A 19,437-nucleotide genomic window follows, 5' to 3' on the forward strand; every position below is an offset into this window, starting at 1 on the left:
GCTAGTTATATTGAAATGATTTTCTATAAGGTTTTTCTGAAATTAGGGTTGATTTTTATTAGCAGGATTATTCTTAACAGTGACGCATTCGTAGAAAAAATTACTTCAGGGCTTGCATATTCCGTCATAAAACAATTAAAGATTTCGTCTATATTTACTGAGAGTGATATTTATTACTGGGGGATAAGTTTGAAAGTCAAAAAAAAATTTATTGTCTTCATGGTAATATTTTTAGTTCCTCTACCCCGTCCCCCTCTCAATACAGTGCTTTCATCCGATCGCATCGACGGCCACAAAAAAGAAACAGGCTGTTTTGGAATGGATTCAATTGAAAGTTTTGTTGGACAATTAGCGGGACCGTCAATGGACTTTCGCCAGATTTTTGTGTAAAATCTTTATTTGGAAAACTAAAATGGATTGAGTGATTTGAGATGGAAAATAAAATGAAAATGGGTGGACATCCTCACGGAATGGGAGGACATCCGCAGGGTAAAGGTGGTCATCCAGGTGGGCACCCAGGAATAAACGTTGACTACAATAAGAACCCGTTCATCGTAATCTGGGAAACTACTCGTGCATGTGGGCTTAAGTGCCAACACTGTCGTGCAGATGCGCAACCTGATCCGCATCCAGAGGAGTTAACGCACGAGCAAGGTATCGCGCTAATCGATGAAATCTACGAAATGGACAACCCAATGCTAGTTTTCACTGGTGGGGACTGCATGCTTCGAAAAGACCTTTTTGAATTAGCCGACTACGCTATTAAAAAAGGAATGCGTGTTTCGATGAGCCCAAGTGCTACTATCGAAGTAACAAAAGAACGCATGGACATGGCGAAAGAAGTTGGGATTTCTCGTTGGAGTTTCTCAATTGACGGTGCAGATGCTAAGACGCACGATGCTTTCCGTGGAATCGATGGAACTTTTGATTTAACAATCGAGAAACTTAAATATTTAAATGAAATTGGTGTTTCTCACCAAATCAATACTTGCATTAACAAAGCAAACTTACACCAACTTGAGCAAATGGCGGAATTGATGAAAGAGTTGAAGACTTCGGTTTGGTACATTTTAATGATGATTCCAACTGGACGTGCTTCAATGGATGATTGCATAACAGCTGCTGAGCACGAAGTAGTATTCAAGTGGCTTTACGAGTTAAGTAAAAATGCGCCTTATGATATAAAAACAACTGCTGGTCAGCACTATCGCCGTGTTGTATTCCAACAACGTGCTAAGGAAAACGGTACTACAGGTGAGGAAATCACTTTCGAAGGTACTAAGACACGTGACATGGCTCAGTTCGTTGACGGTCTGGCAAGAGCACCAAAAGCAGTTAACGATGGAAATGGCTTCATCTTCGTATCACACACTGGTGACGTTACACCAAGTGGATTTTTACCTTTAGTAGTTGGTAACGTTAAGGAAAATAGACTGCGCGACATCTACCGCGAAAGCCCTATTTTAAAAGACTTGCGTTCACCAGATAAGTACGAAGGTAAATGTGGAATTTGTGAGTACAACAAAGTTTGTGGTGGATCAAGAGCACGTGCCTACGGCGCAACTGGAAACTATATGGCATCAGAGCCATTCTGCGTGTATACTCCAGAGAAGATGAGAAAGAAATAGAATTATATTGTGAACGCCTGCATTTTTGTGGGCGTTTTTTGTTCCATCCCTACCAGCGCCCAGTGGTCAGAACAAAGCTTTGCTTCGCATTGTTCTTAAACCCTACAGTATAAAACGCCTCGCTTTAGAGTTGACGGTATTTGTAGGAAACTATGTGATAGACTAAAATAAGGCTCTGTCACATCAAATGGTTGATATTTGGCAGATTTGGAAGACGCAACGAAACTGGCAAAGGTTAATAAGGCTAGGAATTGTGGCAACTAACCAACACCTAGCCTAATCACAACTAACCTTATGATTGCTTCTAATTTAAGAATAACCTCTTCAATCGTTTCTTCCGGCACTTTAGGTATTGGTGACGACCGTTTAAAATTATTATTAGAGCATCTGCTGAATAAAGGCAGATGCTTTTTAACGTTCAATATTCGACACAGGTACTATATAATAAAGGAAGTATTTCACATCAGAGATGATAATAGATAAAGCACAAAGCTCAAAGTCAGGGGCGGAAAGGGGCCAGAGCATTGCTGAAAGCCAAACTTCAGGCACCGGTTGTGAATCAAAGGATCATCAGCCGAGAACAACTGCAAAGGAAATTCCGGCGCGTCCGGGAATGCCATCTGACCCTGGTCACCGCCCCCGCAGGGCTACGGAAAAACCACCGCCGTCCTGGAATGGCTGGGTAAATGCGACCTGCCTTGGGCATGGCTGTCCCTGGACGGGGGAGACAATCAGCCCGTGACCTTTTGGCGTTATGTCTGTGCTGCCCTGGACAAAATAGTCGGCGGCATCGCCAAAGACACGGAATATGTGTGGGCCTCCTCGGAAATGGTCAAAGCCCATATCCACCTCAACATCCTCATCGACCGCTTGGCGGAGGCTCCAACGGATTTTCTGCTGGTCTTGGATGATCTGCATGAAATCACCGAGCCCTCGATTCTGAAAGGCCTATCCTATATGATGGACTATCTGCCTGCCAAAATGCACCTGATTTTGATCAGCCGAAGAGAGCCGGAACTGGACCTGGCCAGGCAGCGGATCAAGTGGCAGGCTCAGCGGCTGGGGGAACAAGATCTGCGTTTTCAGGAAGAAGAAATTTCCCGCTTTTACCAGGCCAGGGGCTATACCCTCCCTGAGGATGAACTGAAAAAGGTGGAGAGCTATACGGAAGGGTGGGCCGCGGCCATGGTAGCTGTGGCCATGTCCATGGAAAATGCCGGCGGTGATAACGCTCTTGCCGCCCTCCCCCAATCCAGCCGGGATATTGAAGAGTATCTTCATGACGAGGTTCTCAGTACCTGGATGCCCGAGCGACGGGCCTTTGCCCTCAAAACATGCCTTTTGGATACCCTCTCCCCAGCTTTGTGTGAGGCAGTCACGGGAGAGGTGAGCAGTGCAGGCCTGTTGAAGGAAATCAGTCAGGGAAGCGGCTTCCTGAACGCTTTAGCCGGGCAGGATCAAACCTATCAATACCACCACCTGTTTAAAAGCTTTCTGCACAAGCTGCTTAGAGAGACAGCTCCCCATGAGATACCCCGCCTGCACAGAAGAGCAGGCTGCTGGTTCCAGGCCCAAGGCCGGATGCCGGAAGCCATTGAACATTTTCTCAACGGCGGCTTTTACGGAGAAGCCTTTGAACTGATGGAACACCAGAGTGACGACATTATCGATAAAAATGATTTCGGCAGGCTGCTGTCCTGGATCGAACGTCTGCCGGAAGGATATCGCAGGAACAGCTTTAAGATTGCCGTCATTTATGTCCTGTATTATGCGGAAAACGGCAGGTTCGACTTGTCTCGGCAATGGCTGAACAGAATGAAGACTATCCAAGCTGAGCGTCAAGCTGTCTCCAGCCCTGAATGGAGCGCCTACAGCCGTACCTTAAGCACCATGGCTGCATCAATGCGAACTAGAAATGAACTAACATCGATCAGTGCACCGGAAACCCTTTATGGGGTCAGAAATGAATGATCCTGAGGATAGTCTGCCTGCAATTGTGAATCACGTTTTGCAATTGTTTCAATCCTTCAGCGGATCAGTCAGGGATCTGATCACCCAATTTGACGGCTGTACCGGCAGAAAAGCAGGGATAATAGCCGCTAACTATACCAAGACACCTGCCGCTGAATTGGGCTTTAACGAAACAGAAGGGGCTTTTAGGTGAGCTTAGAGCCCCGGTTAAAAATGTTAATCCGGAGCGGCTGGGGCGGATCGGCCAACTGGATAACTGGAAGGGCTACTGTAAATCAGCCGGTGTTTTTAAGGTCAGGTCGATGAAAGGGAGCCAGGAGGCGGAAATACCATTCGTCCTGGAAGTCTATGCGACACTCTCCGATACACCCTATCTCACGGTATTGCTCAACAAATCCCCGGTGACCGGCGAGGTGGATATCTATCACAGCAAAAATGAACTGAATCTTTTCGGCTGGCACTTAAGCTGCAATGTTAAGGCGAGGCCCGCCGTTGTTTTAATCAATATTATGACCCCCTATATTCCCATTGTAACGGACGGGAAAGAGCCGGATCTCTCGGTCATGGAAGCGGAGATTCAAGACGGCATTAAAAAGGCGATAAGCAGAGCCCAAAAATCCCTGCCCATCGCAGTGATAAAAACCAAATCCCAGAAAGAAGTGGTGGAGGACTGCCTGGAAAAAGCCATTGCCAAAGCCAGCGGCGACGGAGAATACCGCTTCAGCCTGCGCCAGCTCTATTATGCCGTCCGGCCCTACGTGATTCGTGAAACGGGCAAAGAGCCGGATTACAACTATTTCTGCAGGGATCTGATCGGCAGTTATGAAGCGGAACATGGGGACATTCCGCTGATGTACCGGGATGAGCGGGGGACGCTGTACCATCCTCATTGCAGTCAGGATATTCCCATCGGCACCATCGCAGTGGAAAATTATCAGAAGCCCGCCTGGACTTTTAACAAAGTCCTGTATATCGAAAAAGAGAGCTTCTTCAATGTGCTCAAGGAAAAGAAAATGGACGAAATGATTTAGAACTTCTAAAAACATTATAGTAACAATACTGAGGAGGTAGAAAAAAAGAGGCATTCAATAAAGAAGGACCTCTATCATAGAGGTCGTTCTTTATTAATGTGAACAATAGATTGCTGAGCATAGTTGGAATATTCGACATAGGATTCTACTTAAGTGGGTTTAAGATATAGAACAATTAACGAAGAATTCTTAAACGTTCTTCAACTTCGTATAAACTTTTAAAGAGGTGTGATATAATTGTTTAGTTATCTAGAGAGATTAATAAAAGGCTATATTATTATTTTAATTCTATATACTCGGTTTGGACAATGGTTAGGAGGGAACCGATGATCGCATTTACAGATTTTAAATGCCCTGAAGGGTCAGATAACAGCGGTTTTACAGAGGAAGTTGTAAGATTAGTAGGTTTGCCTTTTCCTGAAGCTTACACTTACGGAGAAGGGATAGCAAAGATTGCTAGTACAGTGCGGGAAGCAGAAGGAGGCGCCCTCTGTATGGTGCCTTTCTGTCATACTGTGGAAGCGGAGAACTTTGGCGGCAATATCAAGCTGGGAACGGCGAAGATTGGACCACGTTGCGAAGCACCGGTGTACAAAGATGAAGAAGATTTGTTGGGGTTAGCCGATTTGGATTTTGAGAAAGGCCGATTAAAAGAAACCCTGGCAGCCGTTAAAATACTTAAAGGATCAAGGGAAACAGTTGGCATCCAGATCTGCGGTCCAATGACCACCTTGAACAATTTAATGGATGTCGGTAAACTCTTTAAGATCTGGAGAAAAAAGCCGGAAGTGATTGAAACAGTCGTAGAGAAAATGCGCCTCCAGCTGTTGCGTTATATTCAAAAGTCTCTTGAAGCAGGGGTGGATTTCATTGCCTTTGAAGATCCGGTGGGGGGACTCAATATCCTCGGACCCAAATACTTCGAACTGCAGGGGCGTCATTTTTCTAAACCTTTTGTAGAAGAAGCTCTGAGAATAATTGGCGGAGAGCTAGTAATGCATCTCTGTCCTAAGACCGCACTCCAGTTAGTGGCGCTGGGAATAGCTGAGTGGGAAAGTTGCACATTGCCAAAGCCCATGTCCTATGCCCAAGCCTGTTTGGAACTTCGCGGTAAAGTTAACCTGGTAGGTAGTGCTTGTATCCATAACCGTAATCACATACTTAAAGATGGTCAGATCAAGACGTTAAAGCTTCTAACACCTTAATTATAAATAGGAATACAAGGAGGAATTTGTATGCATGAACAAGACCAAATGACGCCTAATGAACGGCTTCAAGCTTTCATTAAAGGGGAAAAAATGGATCGCATTCTTGCGATGCCTATCTTAGTTTCCATCTCACACAGAGTGGCAGGGATAACTCATCGAGAAAAACGTGCTTCGGCAGAACTGCAGGCCCAGTCTCAAATCGATTGTTATAAGCGTTATGGGAATGATCTCATGATTATCGAATATGGCCTTCACGGTGTTGGAACCGCACTGGGGTCAGAAATGAATGATCCTGAGGATAGTCTGCCTGCAATTGTGAATCACGTTTTGCAAGACCTTAAGGATATCGACCAACTGGATTTTGACAAGACAAAAAAAGAAAATGATCCTTGGTTTGCGAAAACTTTAGAGGCTTGTGAAATCTGTCAAGAAAAGATGGGCCAGGAGATCCCGACAGGCGTTCTGATTACAGGGCCTTTTACAGCCGTATCAAGTATTTATCCCACTGAAAATCTATTAAGGGCGACCCGTAAAGACCCGGCATCCATCCACCGGCTGCTTCGCCTGTGTACCGATGCCCTTAAAGATATTTATAAAGAATATATCCAACGGGGAATCATCATTGTTATGTGTGATCCGATAGCATCGGGTACGCTCCTCCGAAAAAGCCAATATATAGAATTCGTAAAGCCCTATGCAACTGAATTGATGAACCATATTCATGAATTGGGTGGGATGTGTTGCTATCATATATGTGGTAATACGACCAAGATTGTAATGGACATGGTGGATACAGGACCGGATATGCTCAGCATTGATAACCTTGTGGACTTGGAATATGTGAAAGGACAAGTGGGAAAACGTTTACCCATACTGGGCAATGTACCCCCTGTAGATGTGCTTATGCTGGGCTCAAGATCGGATATTTTCGAATCCGTAAAAACCTGCATCCTCAAGGGTAAAGACAGCCCAAAAGGCTATATCATCGCTTCCGGTTGTGATATTACGCAAAATGTTCCTGTTGAAAATATTGACTATATGATGGAAGCGGTTCGCAAATATGGACGCTACCCCATTGATGAAGCGTTGTTAAATGATCCGGCAACTAATAATTAATAGAAATAATTTAGAAGGTAAGGTGAAGGATATGGCTAAGTCAAAAGAAGAGTTATTACAACAATTATCCGATTGTGTATTCGAAATGGAAGATGAAAATGTAGCAGATGCTGCTAATGAATATATTGATGCAGGCTACGAAGCACTTGACGGGGTCCTTAAAGGTCTTGTAGATGGGATGAACCGCGCTGGTCAAATGTATGAAGAAGAAGAGTATTTCGTTACCGACCTTTTGGTGTGTTCCGATGCTATGTATAATGGTCTGGAAGTCTTAAAACCTCATCTGCCTCTGGACCAGGATGCTGACGCTGTCAACTACAAATGTGTTATCGGCGTGGTAGAAGGGGATACCCATGATATCGGCAAAAACCTTGTGCGAATTATGCTCGAGACGGCAGGGTTTGAAGTGTATGACTTGGGCAGAGATGTTCCCCTGATAAGTTTCGTCGAAAAAGCAAAGGAAGTGGATGCGCAGCTAATTTGTCTCTCCACGCTGATGACGACCACCATGCCAGGCATGAAAGAAGTCGTGGAGATGCTGGAAAAAGAAGAACTTAAAGACAAAGTAAAAGTTATGATCGGCGGTGGACCTATTTCCCAGGCTTATTGTGATCAAATCAACGCTGATGGTTATGCCGTCAATGCCATCGGGGCGGTTACCTTGGCGAAAGAATTAGTGGGAATGGCTTAGAACATTGGACAGAAAGGAAGTACCCATGAATTCTAAAGCAAGACTTTTAAAAGCTCTAAAGGGTGAGGATACGGATCGCTCCCCTTGTATTTGCCCGGGTGGAATGATGAATATGGTGGTCACTGCATTGATGGAAAAGGCAAATATCCACTGGCCGGAAGCGCATACAGATCCTATCAAAATGGCAGGGTTAGCCAAGGCTGTTTATGATTATGGCTGTTTCGAAAATTATGGCGTACCCTTCTGTATGACCATTGAAGCAGAACAGATGGGTGCCGTCGTGGACTTAGGTTCTACCATCCATGAACCCCATGTCACAGGCTATGCCATAGATAACCTTTCCCAATGGGAAAAATTAATACCACTCGATCCCTATGGCAAACGGGCAAAAGTAGTGTTGGATGCCATCAAGATTCTAAAACAACAGGATGATCATGTGCCTATTATCGGTAATCTTTCCGGACCGGTAAGTGTTGCTGCTTCTTTGATAGAACCGGTAGATTACTACAAGGCATTAAAACGCCATAAAGAAGATGCGCATGCTTTTATGAAGTTTGTCACTGAAGGGCTGATTAGTTTTGGCAAGGCTCAGATTGAAGCAGGAGCAGATGTGATAGCAATCTCTGACCCCAGCGGCACTGGGGAAATCTTAGGTCCTCGTTTATTTGATGAATTTGTAGTAACCTATGTGAATCAGTTGATTGATGGGCTCCACGAGATCAATCCGGAACTGCCAATCATCGTGCACATCTGCGGAAAAATGCATAAAGTTTATCAAGAACTGAACAAAATTCGTACTGTCGCTCACAGCTTCGACTCAATCGTCAGCATCAAAGAGGCGAAAAAAGTGATGCCCGGTAAGGTTATGATAGGTAATGTAAGTTCCTTTGCTCTGGAGTTTGCTGATGCAGATCGCATTCGCGTTTTAACCCAGAAGGTGATGGATGATGGGTCAGATATCATCGCGCCTGCTTGTGGTCTGGGAACTAAGTCCTCTCTGGAAAATATACAGGCGATGTTGCATATCGTTCAGCAAAGTAGTCATGAAGCCTAGAATTTTGAGGGCTACGTATTGGAAGACGAGGTTTTAGTATGCGTACAATTGCTTTACCAAGACAAAATATAAAATTTAATTATGATACTGATATAAAGGGCAGTCTCTTAAATATTCTTATTGCCCAGCAGATTTTCATTGAAAGCCCCTGTGGCGGACGAAGCAGCTGTGGCAAGTGTAAGATAAAACATTTAGGAGGGGATCTTCCACCTCTATCTGTTGACGAGGAAAAACGCCTTACCCAAAAAGAGATCGAGGAAGGTATTCGTTTAGCCTGTCTGATCTATCCAGAAACGGATCTGGAGATCGACATCATCGATCAGGAGGCAAATCACCCGGTTCTGACAGGAGGGTATGTACCGGAGTATCAGTGCAACCCTGCGATCTGGAAAAAGCCCATTGAGATAACAAAGCCCACTTTGACAGACCAAACCCCCTATGAAGTGCTGTTTAAGAAGGCTCTGGCCATCAATCATTTGCCCTGGGACGTACTCCGCCAAATCTCCATGGGGGAGGGGACGTATACTGGGGTATTTAATCAAGACCAGCTTATCGGTCTTGAAAAAGGGGATACCAGTGAGTTGCTTTACGGAGTTGCAGTAGATATAGGAACTACAACCGTTGTAACCTCACTTATCAATTTAAGGACAGGCGAAGAAATTGATAGCGAAGCGGCTATCAATCCTCAGAAAAATTTCGGTCAGGATGTGCTGACTCGCATTACCTATGTTCTCGATCATGGTAAGAACGGGCGGGATCAGTTACAAACAGCCATTGTTGATTCCTTAAATGAGATGATCCAGACCATGTGTGAAAGGCGAAAACTCTCCCCTTCACTCATCTATGAAGTCGCCATTGCGGCTAATTGCACGATGATGCATATAGTTCTTGGAGTTGATCCGCTATCGATTGGGAAATCTCCCTATGCACCGATTTTTGTAGAGGAGAAAGATATTTCCGCGAAAGATATTGGTTTGACTGCCCTTTCTTCCTTCGGGCGGGTATATTGTCTGCCAGCTGTTTCATCCTATATTGGAGCAGATATAGTGGCGGGAGCCTATGTAGCCAAGCTCCACGACAGGAAAGATAAAGTGCTCTTTATCGATATCGGGACCAACGGGGAGATCGTTCTTTCTAACAGGGGAAAATTAGTGTCTTGCTCCTGTGCTGCGGGACCTGCCCTTGAAGGGATGAATATCAGCAGCGGTATGCGTGCCGCCGATGGGGCCATAGAGGAAGTCCATTTCGATACAGAGAAGGGCTTTATTTTGGAGGTTATTGGAGACAAAACTCCGGTAGGATTATGTGGCAGCGGGATACTGGCAGCTATACGCGAATTGCTGAAACATAATTTTGTCACTGTCCGTGGAAATATCGTTAAACCTGAGGAGCTAGAGGTTGGGGACCCGAGACTGTCCTATATCGACCTCGAAGGCAAGAAAAGACGAATTTGTATTGGAGAGGGCCCAACGAAAATCCTGATTACCCAAGGGGATGTTCGCCAAGTTCAACTGGCAAAGAGTGCGATTTTATCAGGGTTTGTAGCGCTGGTAAATGCCATGGATCTCACGTTTGCGGATTTAGATGAGGTGATCGTGGCCGGTCAATTCGGAGCTCATCTTCCTGTGGAAAGTCTGGTAGGGACGGGTATTTTACCAAAGGCTGTCAAAGATAAGATCACCTATATCGGTAATTCCTCAAAAACTGGGGCTTATCTGGCCTTGATGTCCCTTGAATCCCGTCAAGAAATGGCAACGCTTGCCAAGGCCTTTGATTATCTCGAATTGAGCGTGACAAAAGGTTATGAACGATTATTCGTGGAGTGTTCTCAATTTAATGTGAAATAGAATATGAGTTGGATTTTAAAAATCAGTTTATAACTAGTTGGTCGTTGACATAGACTTTATGTTATTTCTTGCAGAGAAATGAGCTCTTTTTGAGTATTTGATTCTTAATAACGATGAAGCTCTATGTGAAAACTTAACGTTATTTAGTTATTCATAAGGGGTTAAAGTAATGAATGTTTTACTTTTTGGTGGATTTTTAGGTTCCGGAAAAACTTCAATTATATTGCAGGTCGCTAGATACCTTGTTAAAGGATTTTCGACACAACAGTTGGAAAGTGATAAACCGTCTTTGGTAATCATAGAAAATGAAGTTGGGGAGACGGGTATTGATGATAAAATCCTCAAAGCAGAGGGGCTAAATGTTCGGGAGCTTATCGCTGGGTGCATCTGTTGCACGCTAAACGCAGAGCTTACCGTATGTCTCAATGAAATTCAGGAGGAATTGTCGCCAAAATGGGTGATCATTGAAACAACGGGAATGGCCTTCCCACATACAATCGCGGAAACGATCGCTAAGTATGGTAAGGGCATTGATAGTTTGAAGACGATTGTTGTAGCTGATGCAGAGCGATGGGACGAACTTTCGACGATCATGCCCGGTTTAATAGAAGAGCAAATCGTTAAGGCCAACATCATTCTCTTGAACAAGATTGATTGTCTAGAACCTGAGCAAGTATGTGGTGTCAAAGAAAGCATTAGAAGGATAAATCCTTCAGCGCTTTTCTATGCAATATCCGCGCATGATGAGGTTGATCCGCAAATCTGGAGTAAGGCGGTGACTTATTGTGAGTGAACAGCGGGACGAACATGTGCATGAGCACTCATATCAGCAATATTCTCTTGAGTGCTCGACTAAGCATTCTAACCCAGCAATTTTTTCAGAGACCCTTAGATTGGTGTTTTTAGAAAAGGTAAATTCCGAAAAGCTTCAAAAATCTCTCACTCAATGGGTTGAAGAGATCAGGGATTGGACAAACGATAATGCATATTTAGTTGGACATATTAAAGTTTTTGTTGAAGGGCAAGAGAGTTTATGGTTATCTTCTACAGGTAGGAGCATTAATATCAAACACTCCCAAGGGTGGAACGAATGGTCAGCTAACAGGGTTACCCTAAGTTTAACGGCAATTATTTTTGGAACGTCAAAGGAAGCTTTACGGGAAGTAGCACAAGAGAGTATTAAAAGAGTTTATCGAGAATATGGCGATCTTTGGTCGCTACGCAACACTTTAGATTGACAACTTAAGCAAACCTATTTGAAACCGTTAATTTCTACTGACTATCGTAAGAAAACGATGGCTCATTTTGTTTTTGACGCTAGGTTCGACGATGTATGCGATGGTCTAGGACCACTATCCTTCGGAGAGCTGAGAGCCATTTAATTAAATGGGGAAATATAAGTAATCCTAGTCGGTTTTCCTATAAAGTTAGGAAAACCGACTTTTTGCATTCTCCATATTTAACATATTAAGAAAATCTTAAGGTTTTAATAAGGGAAATACTATGATAAAATTCTATATTTCTCGGTAACATGATATGATGATGGGTGTTTTTATTTACAAGCAGGAAGAAGAGGTTGGTACTTGTGGGCATAAGTATTTTAGTTGTAGACGATGAACAGTCGATAGCGGATCTAATTGAAGTTTATCTAAAAAATGAAGGTTTTACAGTCTGCAAATTTTATAACGGCCAAGATGCCTTAAAGTGCATTATGTCAGAACAACTGGAGCTTGCAATACTTGATGTCATGTTGTCGGACATTGATGGTTTTACCCTCTGCCAGAAAATCAGGGAAAAGCACAATTTTCCTGTTATCATGCTGACGGCAAAAGAAGAAGAAATCGATAAAATTACCGGACTGACACTGGGTGCGGACGATTACATGACAAAACCATTTCGGCCTTTGGAACTTGTTGCTCGCGTTAAAGCGCAGCTGCGCAGGTTTACCAAATATAATGCTTCCGAACCATTGCGTGAGGAAAAAGTGATCGAATTTTCGGGTTTGGTATTAAATAAGGATACACATGTATGTACTTTAAACGAAAAGCCGCTGGCTCTTACTCCCACGGAGTTTTCTATTCTGTGGGTGCTAGGTTCCAATCGGGGTCGCGTAGTCAGTTCTGAAGAGTTATTCCACGAAGTTTGGGGCGAGAAGTATTTTAGTAACAGCAATAACACAGTGATGGTACACATCCGGCATTTGAGGGAAAAGATGCACGATTCCGCAGAGCATCCAAAATACATTAAAACGGTGTGGGGGGTCGGCTACAAAATTGAAAGATAACAGAACGAGCATTATAGAAGCTTCGCTTATCTTCTTAGGGGTTATTTTGTTTTGTATAGTTACGGTGTGGCTGGTGGACCAAGTATTTAATGGAGTATTTTATGAATGGTTTTCTAATAGATTTTATATTGAAGCAAGATATCAAAGTAACGAAAAGATAGGGGTTATTTTTAGAAGCTGGTCTGAAATTAAAGAATTTTTGATTGGTGTATTTTCCGTTCTTTTAATATTTTTAGCGTTATGCACGAGTATCTCAGCATATTTTTATGCAGGTTATAGAAGCAAAAAAGACATCAGCTTTATTACAGACTCAATTAATTCCTTCATCAAGTCCAACAGTTATGACTTAACCTTGCCGGAAAAATATTCTGAAATTGAAAAACAGCTGATAAGGATAAAAGCAAATTCCCAAAAGAACGAGCAGCTTGTCCAAACGGAAATGCAGCGGAAAAATGATCTGATTACTTATTTGGCGCACGATCTAAAAACACCGCTAGCTTCAGTTATCGGTTACCTGAGTCTGTTGGATGAAGCACCAGATATGCCGGCAGAGCAAAAAGCCAAATACGTTGGGATAGGTTTACAGAAAGCTTACAGGTTGGAAGAATTAATCAATGAGTTTTTTGAAATTACAAGGTTTAATCTCCATTCTATTATTTTGAATAAAGGCAAAATAAAACTCGCTTTTATGCTTGAGCAGATGGCTGACGAGTTTTACCCCATGCTCAACCCGCAGCGCAAACAGGTCGCTATACATGTTCCCGATGATCTTATCCTTGTGGGAGACGCGGATAAGCTTATCCGCGTCTTCAACAATATTCTTAAAAACGCAATTGCCTATAGTTATGAAAACAGTGTTATTGAAATTATGGCGGATCAACAGGGGGAAAATACCGTTCTTACATTCACTAACCAGGGAGATCCTATTTCTCCTCATAAGCTGGATACTATTTTTGAAAAATTTTACCGTCTGGATTCTGCCCGTTCTACAAACACGGGTGGGGCAGGGTTGGGCCTGGCGATCGCCAAAGAAATTGTCGCGGCTCACGGCGGAACGATCTCAGCAGAAAGTAACCCGGATCATACTGTATTTACTGTAAAGCTTCCGTCATAAGTAAATCTTAAGAAGTTCATAAGAGGGAATTCCAACATGGCTCCTTATTCAGTGTTTAAATAGAAACAGCACTGAATAAGGAGTTTTATAATGCAAAAAACAAAGAAGAAAAAATCGAAGTTTTGGACCCTTTTGATAGTGATTGTTGTTTTTATTTTAGCTTTCAAATCTAACATTTTTAACGGACAATCATTGTTTGGAATAATCGACGGTGATGAACCTGGATCAATTCCCGTATCAACATCTAATTCTGCCGATTTAATACCCTCAGACAATCTGCATAGTCCCAATGCGATTCTGGTTCGCTTGGATAATCAGAAAGTTTTGCTGGAGAAAAACTCTAAGCAAAAAATTTTCCCTGCATCTTTGACCAAAATTATGACAGCAATCGTTGCAATTGAAAAGTTAGCGGATTTACAGAAAACTATAGTTCTTCCAAATTCCACGTTTCGGGAATTATACAAAGCAGATGCGTCGATGGCAGGATTTACAGCGAATGAAAGAGTGCGAGCAATTGATTTGATTTACGGAGTAATGCTGCCGAGCGGAGCGGAATGCTGTATTGGACTTGCTGAACATATTGCGGGATCAGAAAAAAAGTTCGTCGAGATAATGAATCAAAAAGCAGCAGTACTAGGCATGAACAATACCCATTTTACCAATACAACAGGGCTTCAAGACGAAAAACACTACACAACCGTAAAGGATTTGTCGATACTTCTGAGCTATGCGCTGAAAAACAACACTTTTAAAAAAGTCTTTACAGCTTCACGCTACTCCACCCCACCGACAAATGTACATTCCGGCGGGATTACCTTTTATAGCACAATGTTTAAAAATCTGGCGAATCCAGTGATTGATGGCGGGAGAATTTTGGGTGGCAAAACCGGATACACCAATGAAGCTGGGCTATGCCTGGCAAGCCTTGCACAGAAAGATGGCAGGGAATATATACTTGTGACGGCTGGAGCCAAGGGTAATCACGAGTCCGCGCAATACGACATTGAAGACGCTTACACCGTGTATGACAAATTAGGAAAATAATATCTTACTATATATTAAGCGGTTTCGCCATTCATTTTCTTCTTAAAAATGAAAATTGCAATAACCATTATGACAACTGCATATCCAATTACCCACCAAAGGTGCGGTAAAATCGATAAATAGTCTCCGGAAATGGCAGCTCTGCCCGCGTCAACAGCATGAGCAAATGGAAGTGCATATGCAATCTCTTTGAACCATCCACCAATCAGATTTAAATCAAACCATGTGCCACTCAACCATGCACTGAGATTAGTCAATAGTGCTCCAATGATGCTGCTCACCTGCTTTTCATTAAATATACTGCCTGCTAACAGTCCAATTCCAATAAATAGTACAGCTGTTGGCATAAGCACAATAAGAGACAGCAAAACATTGGCGTTTACAGGCAACCCTAAGAAGAATGCGGCAATAAAGCTTATGGCAATTTGAAGAATCGCCATGGGTAGTAGTGGAAGTGTGTATCCCATGATGTAATCAGAGGCAGAAAGTGGAGTCGTGAACAATCGCATCAAAAATGAGGTTCCTCTATCTATAGCTATTAACATTCCAGAGAATAGCGAGATAAAAGAAAGACCGAAAACTGCTATTCCCGGAATAAGTTTATCAATGACAAACAATTCAACTTCAATATTGGCTTGAATGGCAGATAGATATAAGAATTAACCATAATACACCAATGGTTCAGCTCCTTTATAATTCGCAGCAAATTATTTTGCTGCAGATCGTCTGTATTTATGCGTCACATTGGACGATAGTTTCGTGTAAATTGTTTTTTACAAGGTCTAATTGAATTGTGCGGGAGTCATTCCGCTCCCTAGCCGCCGAGCGAGATAGCGCAAAGCGCCAGGAAGGCAATTCTTAGAATGGGTGGACAATAGAAGTTGAGAGCGAAATACTCAAGGCACTAAGAATTAACAAAAATAAATTCACCTGAGTTTTAAGGCCAGAGAAGGTAAGTCTATGCTTGAAAGTAGCAAATGACCCCCTCTGGCCTCATTTATTAAAAGCACTTCTCTGGAATCTGACTGATAAATGAGGAAATTTTCTTGACAGCAATTGTTTACAGATGTAATATACTTATAAATTACATCTGTAAACAATTGCTTGTCAGGAGGCTTAAACTTGATAGAAACACCCAATATATCAGATGCGGAATGGGAAGTTATGAAGATTTGTTGGCTGAAATCGGCTCCATGTACTGCAAATGAGATCGTTAAGGCTTTAGAACAATCGACAGATTGGAAACCAAATACAATCAAGACTTTAATCGGGAGGTTGGTTAAAAAAGGGGCACTAGGTTACAAAGAAGAGGGTAGGGTTTATCTTTACAAGCCCTTAGTGACCGAAGAAGAGTGTGTTAAGGTCGAGAGTAAGTCCTTTCTTACTCGAGTATTTGGTGGAGCGCTTAAGCCTATGCTCGTTACGTTTCTTAAAGAAGAAAAGCTCTCTCAGGATGAAATTGAAGAACTTAAACAGCTCCTTGAAGAAAGGAAAGAGTGAAAATGCTTACGCTTTTACAGGCAAATCATCTAAACTTTTTTACTTGGGTTTTGATTACATCTGCCAAAGCAAGCATCTTCATCATTTTTCTCCTTGGAGTGAAATTTGTACTTAAATATAAAATGGGAGCACGCTTTCAGTATATGTTGTGGTCAGTTTTGATCATAGGTTTAGTGTTGCCATGGACACCTAATACCCCCATAAGTGTGTATAATTATCTCGACGCTATTCACATGCAGCAAATGATAGCATCGATTGTTGACCGAATCACACTATCATCCTCCACTAACCTTGCAAACCTCCAACTTGATTTGGACCAAACTGCTGTTGTGGACAGCAATTCCAGCAAGGTTGTTGTGAGCACTGAAACTCAGCGCCCGGAAGGTCGAAATGCAAATGAATGGACCGCCTTCCCATTCGTTTATAAACTAATGTCAATCATCTGGTTAGCAGGGATCTTGATATTGACCGCTCTCACCGTCATTGTAAACAAACGGTTTTCTAAAAATATCGGACAAGCTTTGGTGAAGGACCAAGGTTTGCTTTCGGAGTTCAATAACCTCAGATTGGAATTGAAGGTAAAAACGGAAATCCCGCTGTTTAAGTCAAGGTACGTAAACAGTCCATCATTATTAGGTTTAATCCACCCCAGATTGTTATTACCCATTGGGATTGAGCAAACATTTAGCTTGCAACAGATAAACCATATATTTTTACATGAGTTAATACATTTTAAACGTAAGGACATCTGGATAAATTGGTTAACCCAGGTATTGATTATCAGTCACTGGTTTAATCCATTAATTTGGTACGCTTTCAACAGGATGCGGGAAGATCAGGAGATATCGTGTGATGCTTTAGCGACAGCTCGAATTGATACTAAGCAATCCAAAGACTATGCCTATACACTTGTCAAGCTGGCAGAGACATACTCTACAACAGCTCCACGAATGACGAGCCTGGCAAGTTTGTGTGGCTCAAACTCACAAATCAAGAAGAGACTAATTATGCTTAGCAATAGAAAGCATAAACAGGCTTCGGCTAAATGGTCATTGATTGGTGTTATAGTGATAGGATTAATAGCCTTTGCGACTTTCAGCAGTGCTCAAGCGGTTGCAAACCCAGCTTTAGAAGAAGGCAATACTGCCAATTTATCTCATGGGATCAGTGGGGGACAGGCCGTTGGACCCACAACTGGGATTGTCGATACAAGTTTGGGAATCACAGTGGAGGATATCACAGGTCCAAATTTCAAAGGCAAAGTGATGTTGATCAAGGACCCTACCCGAGTAAAATTAGCCGTTAATAAAGATATAGGAGTTATGGGAGAAAGGGTCAGTGAGCTTGTCAAAGGTAGGGAAGGCATTGCCGGAATTAATGCCGGAGGGTTTTATGACCCGGATGGTAAAGGAAACGGTGCTTTCCCAGACGGGTTAACCGTGCAGGATGGAAAACTGGTTTACAATAATGTGGGAGAAAAAGAAGTCAATATTGTTGGATTTGATAACCAGGGAAAAATGGTCATAGGTAATATGACAGCAAATAAATTGGAAGCGCAACACATACGTGAAGCTGTTACTTTTGCGCCTAATCTTATTGTGGAGGGCAAATCTGTAATTCTAGGGGACGGGGGCTGGGGAATTGCCCCTCGAACCGGCATAGGCCAAATGGCAGACGGGACCGTCATTTTCGTTGTTATTGACGGGCGCCAACCTAATTGGAGTATCGGGGCGACCTTAAGTGACCTTATGAAGGTCTTTGAGGACTATCATGCCGTGAATGCAGTCAATCTCGATGGCGGTTCTTCCTCAGAAATGGTCTATCAAGGTAAAGTCATCAATAAGCTTTGGAATATTTTCGGGGAACGCTATGTTCCCACAGCTTTTGTGGTTACCCCATGAGAGCTAGATGTTCATTTCTAACAGGAAATTAATGGAGGTCACATGAGGAAAATACGAAGAATACGGCCAAGAATGATTATTGCCTTTCTTATATTCAATGTAGTTTTTGATGTTGTCCTAGCGCCCTTTATCATTTTCTGAGGGCCATTCGAAGCATCGAAAACTTTAGCAGTAGGTTCCGTTCTCTCTTCCAGGCATCCGCAGGTTGTTGAGGCATTTCTCTCGGAGCAAGAAATTAGTGAAATTGTGAACAAATATAATAACACCGACTCAGCATCGAATGGCCCAATCCGGCGTACTGTATCAGAGGCCTCTGCAGGCATCACGCTTGAAGATATTAAGGGTAAGGCATTTAAAGGCAAAGTAATGCTCATCAAGGATCCGAAAGGGATAAAAGTTGCTGTGACAAAGGAATTGGAGGTCACAGGTGAACGAGTAAGTGATTTTGTCAAAGACACAGGAGCTATTGCCGGCATAAATGGTGGAGGGTTTTATGACCCTAATGGTGCAGGAAACGGAGCTTTTCCTGACGGATTAACCGTGCATAATGGAGAAATCGTACATAATAATGTAGGCAACAAGAGTACTGACATAGTAGCTTTTGATAAGGAAGGTAACCTGATTGTTGGACAAATAACAGCTGATGACGTTAAGAAGAAAAACATACAGGAAGCGGTATCGTTCTTGCCAACCTTAATCCAGGACGGAAAACGAGGTGAATTTCAAGACTCAAGGTGGGGAGTTGCACCGCGAACGGCAATCGGACAGAAAGCAGATGGCACGATTATTCTTGTGGTAATTGATGGTCGACAAGCAACCTGGAGTTGGGGGGCAAAAATGAGCGACCTCTATAATCTCTTCAAAGAGTATGATGCGGTTAATGCTGCCAATCTGGATGGCGGTTCTTCTACAGAACTCTACTATAACGGAAAAGTGATTAATAAACTTTGGAATTGGGCTGGTGAACGCTACCTGCCGACGGCTATTGTAGTCATGCCAGAATAACGTCACAAATGAATTGATTCTGTAGCTACCTCTTAAAGTCATA

The 19,437-nt window shown here is 42.9% G+C and carries 18 protein-coding genes and 3 pseudogenes; 19 read left to right on the forward strand and 2 right to left on the reverse strand.

The window, feature by feature from the left end; genetic code table 11:
- Nucleotides 1-256: 256 nt before the first annotated feature.
- Nucleotides 257-364 carry an IS66 family insertion sequence element accessory protein TnpB gene (tnpB, locus tag M8E35_RS27005; RefSeq protein ID WP_373887461.1) on the reverse strand — a complete coding sequence of 36 codons (108 nt, stop codon included), beginning with the start codon at nt 362-364 and terminating at the stop codon, nt 257-259.
- Between the two features lie 67 nt (nt 365-431).
- Between tnpB and M8E35_RS18165 the strand changes: the two genes are divergently transcribed.
- The 15 genes from M8E35_RS18165 to M8E35_RS18235 all read left to right on the forward strand — a co-directional run bounded on the left by M8E35_RS18165 (nt 432) and on the right by M8E35_RS18235 (nt 14,988).
- Nucleotides 432-1,628 carry a TIGR04053 family radical SAM/SPASM domain-containing protein gene (locus tag M8E35_RS18165; protein ID WP_252470953.1) on the forward strand — a complete coding sequence of 399 codons (1,197 nt, stop codon included), beginning with the start codon at nt 432-434 and terminating at the stop codon, nt 1,626-1,628.
- Nucleotides 1,629-2,097: 469 nt separating this feature from the next.
- Complete coding sequence (locus tag M8E35_RS18170) at nt 2,098-2,370, forward strand: hypothetical protein (protein WP_252470955.1); 273 nt, start codon at nt 2,098-2,100, stop codon at nt 2,368-2,370.
- Nucleotides 2,367-3,599 (forward strand): winged helix-turn-helix domain-containing protein, encoded by a 1,233-nt coding sequence (locus M8E35_RS18175; RefSeq protein WP_252470957.1) that lies wholly within the window; start codon nt 2,367-2,369, stop codon nt 3,597-3,599. Before M8E35_RS18170 ends, M8E35_RS18175 begins: the two co-directional genes overlap by 4 nt.
- Nucleotides 3,592-3,792 carry a hypothetical protein gene (locus M8E35_RS18180; RefSeq protein WP_252470959.1) on the forward strand — a complete coding sequence of 67 codons (201 nt, stop codon included), beginning with the start codon at nt 3,592-3,594 and terminating at the stop codon, nt 3,790-3,792. Before M8E35_RS18175 ends, M8E35_RS18180 begins: the two co-directional genes overlap by 8 nt.
- 109 nt (nt 3,793-3,901) lie before the next feature.
- Nucleotides 3,902-4,630 carry a hypothetical protein gene (locus M8E35_RS18185; protein WP_252470960.1) on the forward strand — a complete coding sequence of 243 codons (729 nt, stop codon included), beginning with the start codon at nt 3,902-3,904 and terminating at the stop codon, nt 4,628-4,630.
- Nucleotides 4,631-4,956: 326 nt separating this feature from the next.
- The gene (locus M8E35_RS18190) at nt 4,957-5,835 is read left to right on the forward strand and encodes a uroporphyrinogen decarboxylase family protein (RefSeq protein WP_252470962.1); all 879 of its coding nucleotides are present in this window, start codon (nt 4,957-4,959) and stop codon (nt 5,833-5,835) included.
- Between the two features lie 30 nt (nt 5,836-5,865).
- Nucleotides 5,866-6,954 (forward strand): uroporphyrinogen decarboxylase family protein, encoded by a 1,089-nt coding sequence (locus tag M8E35_RS18195; protein WP_252470964.1) that lies wholly within the window; start codon nt 5,866-5,868, stop codon nt 6,952-6,954.
- Between the two features lie 31 nt (nt 6,955-6,985).
- Nucleotides 6,986-7,645 carry a cobalamin B12-binding domain-containing protein gene (locus M8E35_RS18200; protein WP_252470966.1) on the forward strand — a complete coding sequence of 220 codons (660 nt, stop codon included), beginning with the start codon at nt 6,986-6,988 and terminating at the stop codon, nt 7,643-7,645.
- A 25-nt stretch (nt 7,646-7,670) separates the two neighbouring features.
- A complete protein-coding gene (locus M8E35_RS18205) occupies nt 7,671-8,699 on the forward strand; it encodes a uroporphyrinogen decarboxylase family protein (RefSeq protein ID WP_252470968.1) in 1,029 nt (342 codons plus the stop codon).
- Nucleotides 8,700-8,737: 38 nt separating this feature from the next.
- Nucleotides 8,738-10,546 carry an ASKHA domain-containing protein gene (locus tag M8E35_RS18210; RefSeq protein ID WP_252470970.1) on the forward strand — a complete coding sequence of 603 codons (1,809 nt, stop codon included), beginning with the start codon at nt 8,738-8,740 and terminating at the stop codon, nt 10,544-10,546.
- A gap of 169 nt (nt 10,547-10,715) precedes the next feature.
- Nucleotides 10,716-11,339, forward strand: a complete 624-nt coding sequence (locus M8E35_RS18215) for a CobW-like GTP-binding protein (protein ID WP_252470972.1) — start codon at nt 10,716-10,718, stop codon at nt 11,337-11,339.
- Nucleotides 11,332-11,784, forward strand: a complete 453-nt coding sequence (locus M8E35_RS18220; RefSeq protein ID WP_252470974.1) for a hypothetical protein — start codon at nt 11,332-11,334, stop codon at nt 11,782-11,784. Before M8E35_RS18215 ends, M8E35_RS18220 begins: the two co-directional genes overlap by 8 nt.
- A gap of 347 nt (nt 11,785-12,131) precedes the next feature.
- A complete protein-coding gene (vanR, locus tag M8E35_RS18225) occupies nt 12,132-12,830 on the forward strand; it encodes a VanR-ABDEGLN family response regulator transcription factor (RefSeq protein ID WP_252470976.1) in 699 nt (232 codons plus the stop codon).
- Complete coding sequence (locus tag M8E35_RS18230; protein ID WP_252470978.1) at nt 12,820-13,944, forward strand: sensor histidine kinase; 1,125 nt, start codon at nt 12,820-12,822, stop codon at nt 13,942-13,944. Before vanR ends, M8E35_RS18230 begins: the two co-directional genes overlap by 11 nt.
- Nucleotides 13,945-14,031: 87 nt before the next feature.
- Nucleotides 14,032-14,988, forward strand: a complete 957-nt coding sequence (locus M8E35_RS18235; protein WP_252471124.1) for a D-alanyl-D-alanine carboxypeptidase family protein — start codon at nt 14,032-14,034, stop codon at nt 14,986-14,988.
- 14 nt (nt 14,989-15,002) lie between these two features.
- On the opposite strand, the gene M8E35_RS18240 is transcribed toward M8E35_RS18235, so the two are convergent.
- Entirely contained in the window at nt 15,003-15,605 is a 603-nt protein-coding gene (locus tag M8E35_RS18240) for an ABC transporter permease (protein WP_252470980.1), read from the reverse strand.
- 505 nt (nt 15,606-16,110) lie between these two features.
- Here M8E35_RS18240 and M8E35_RS18245 point away from each other — a divergent pair.
- The 4 genes and pseudogenes from M8E35_RS18245 to M8E35_RS18260 all read left to right on the forward strand — a co-directional run bounded on the left by M8E35_RS18245 (nt 16,111) and on the right by M8E35_RS18260 (nt 19,394).
- A complete protein-coding gene (locus M8E35_RS18245; protein WP_252470982.1) occupies nt 16,111-16,488 on the forward strand; it encodes a BlaI/MecI/CopY family transcriptional regulator in 378 nt (125 codons plus the stop codon).
- A gap of 2 nt (nt 16,489-16,490) precedes the next feature.
- Nucleotides 16,491-17,441, forward strand: a pseudogene (locus tag M8E35_RS18250) (M56 family metallopeptidase); the annotation flags it as partial.
- A gap of 204 nt (nt 17,442-17,645) precedes the next feature.
- A pseudogene (locus M8E35_RS18255) lies at nt 17,646-18,389 on the forward strand (phosphodiester glycosidase family protein); the annotation flags it as partial.
- Nucleotides 18,390-18,431: 42 nt separating this feature from the next.
- Nucleotides 18,432-19,394 (forward strand): annotated as a pseudogene (locus M8E35_RS18260) (phosphodiester glycosidase family protein).
- Nucleotides 19,395-19,437 lie beyond the last annotated feature (43 nt).

The sequence above is a fragment of the Desulfosporosinus nitroreducens genome, from assembly GCF_023897015.1.
Lineage (GTDB): Bacteria > Bacillota > Desulfitobacteriia > Desulfitobacteriales > Desulfitobacteriaceae > Desulfosporosinus > Desulfosporosinus nitroreducens.

What these genes read in the sequence shown, in the direction of transcription:
- M8E35_RS18165 (WP_252470953.1), top strand. Translation starts at nt 432, where the DNA reads ATGGAAAATAAAATGAAAATGGGTGGACATCCTCACGGAATGGGAGGA.
- M8E35_RS18170 (WP_252470955.1), top strand. Translation starts at nt 2,098, where the DNA reads ATGATAATAGATAAAGCACAAAGCTCAAAGTCAGGGGCGGAAAGGGGC.
- M8E35_RS18180 (WP_252470959.1), top strand. Translation starts at nt 3,592, where the DNA reads ATGAATGATCCTGAGGATAGTCTGCCTGCAATTGTGAATCACGTTTTG.
- M8E35_RS18185 (WP_252470960.1), top strand. Translation starts at nt 3,902, where the DNA reads ATGAAAGGGAGCCAGGAGGCGGAAATACCATTCGTCCTGGAAGTCTAT.
- M8E35_RS18190 (WP_252470962.1), top strand. Translation starts at nt 4,957, where the DNA reads ATGATCGCATTTACAGATTTTAAATGCCCTGAAGGGTCAGATAACAGC.
- M8E35_RS18195 (WP_252470964.1), top strand. Translation starts at nt 5,866, where the DNA reads ATGCATGAACAAGACCAAATGACGCCTAATGAACGGCTTCAAGCTTTC.
- M8E35_RS18200 (WP_252470966.1), top strand. Translation starts at nt 6,986, where the DNA reads ATGGCTAAGTCAAAAGAAGAGTTATTACAACAATTATCCGATTGTGTA.
- M8E35_RS18205 (WP_252470968.1), top strand. Translation starts at nt 7,671, where the DNA reads ATGAATTCTAAAGCAAGACTTTTAAAAGCTCTAAAGGGTGAGGATACG.
- M8E35_RS18210 (WP_252470970.1), top strand. Translation starts at nt 8,738, where the DNA reads ATGCGTACAATTGCTTTACCAAGACAAAATATAAAATTTAATTATGAT.
- M8E35_RS18215 (WP_252470972.1), top strand. Translation starts at nt 10,716, where the DNA reads ATGAATGTTTTACTTTTTGGTGGATTTTTAGGTTCCGGAAAAACTTCA.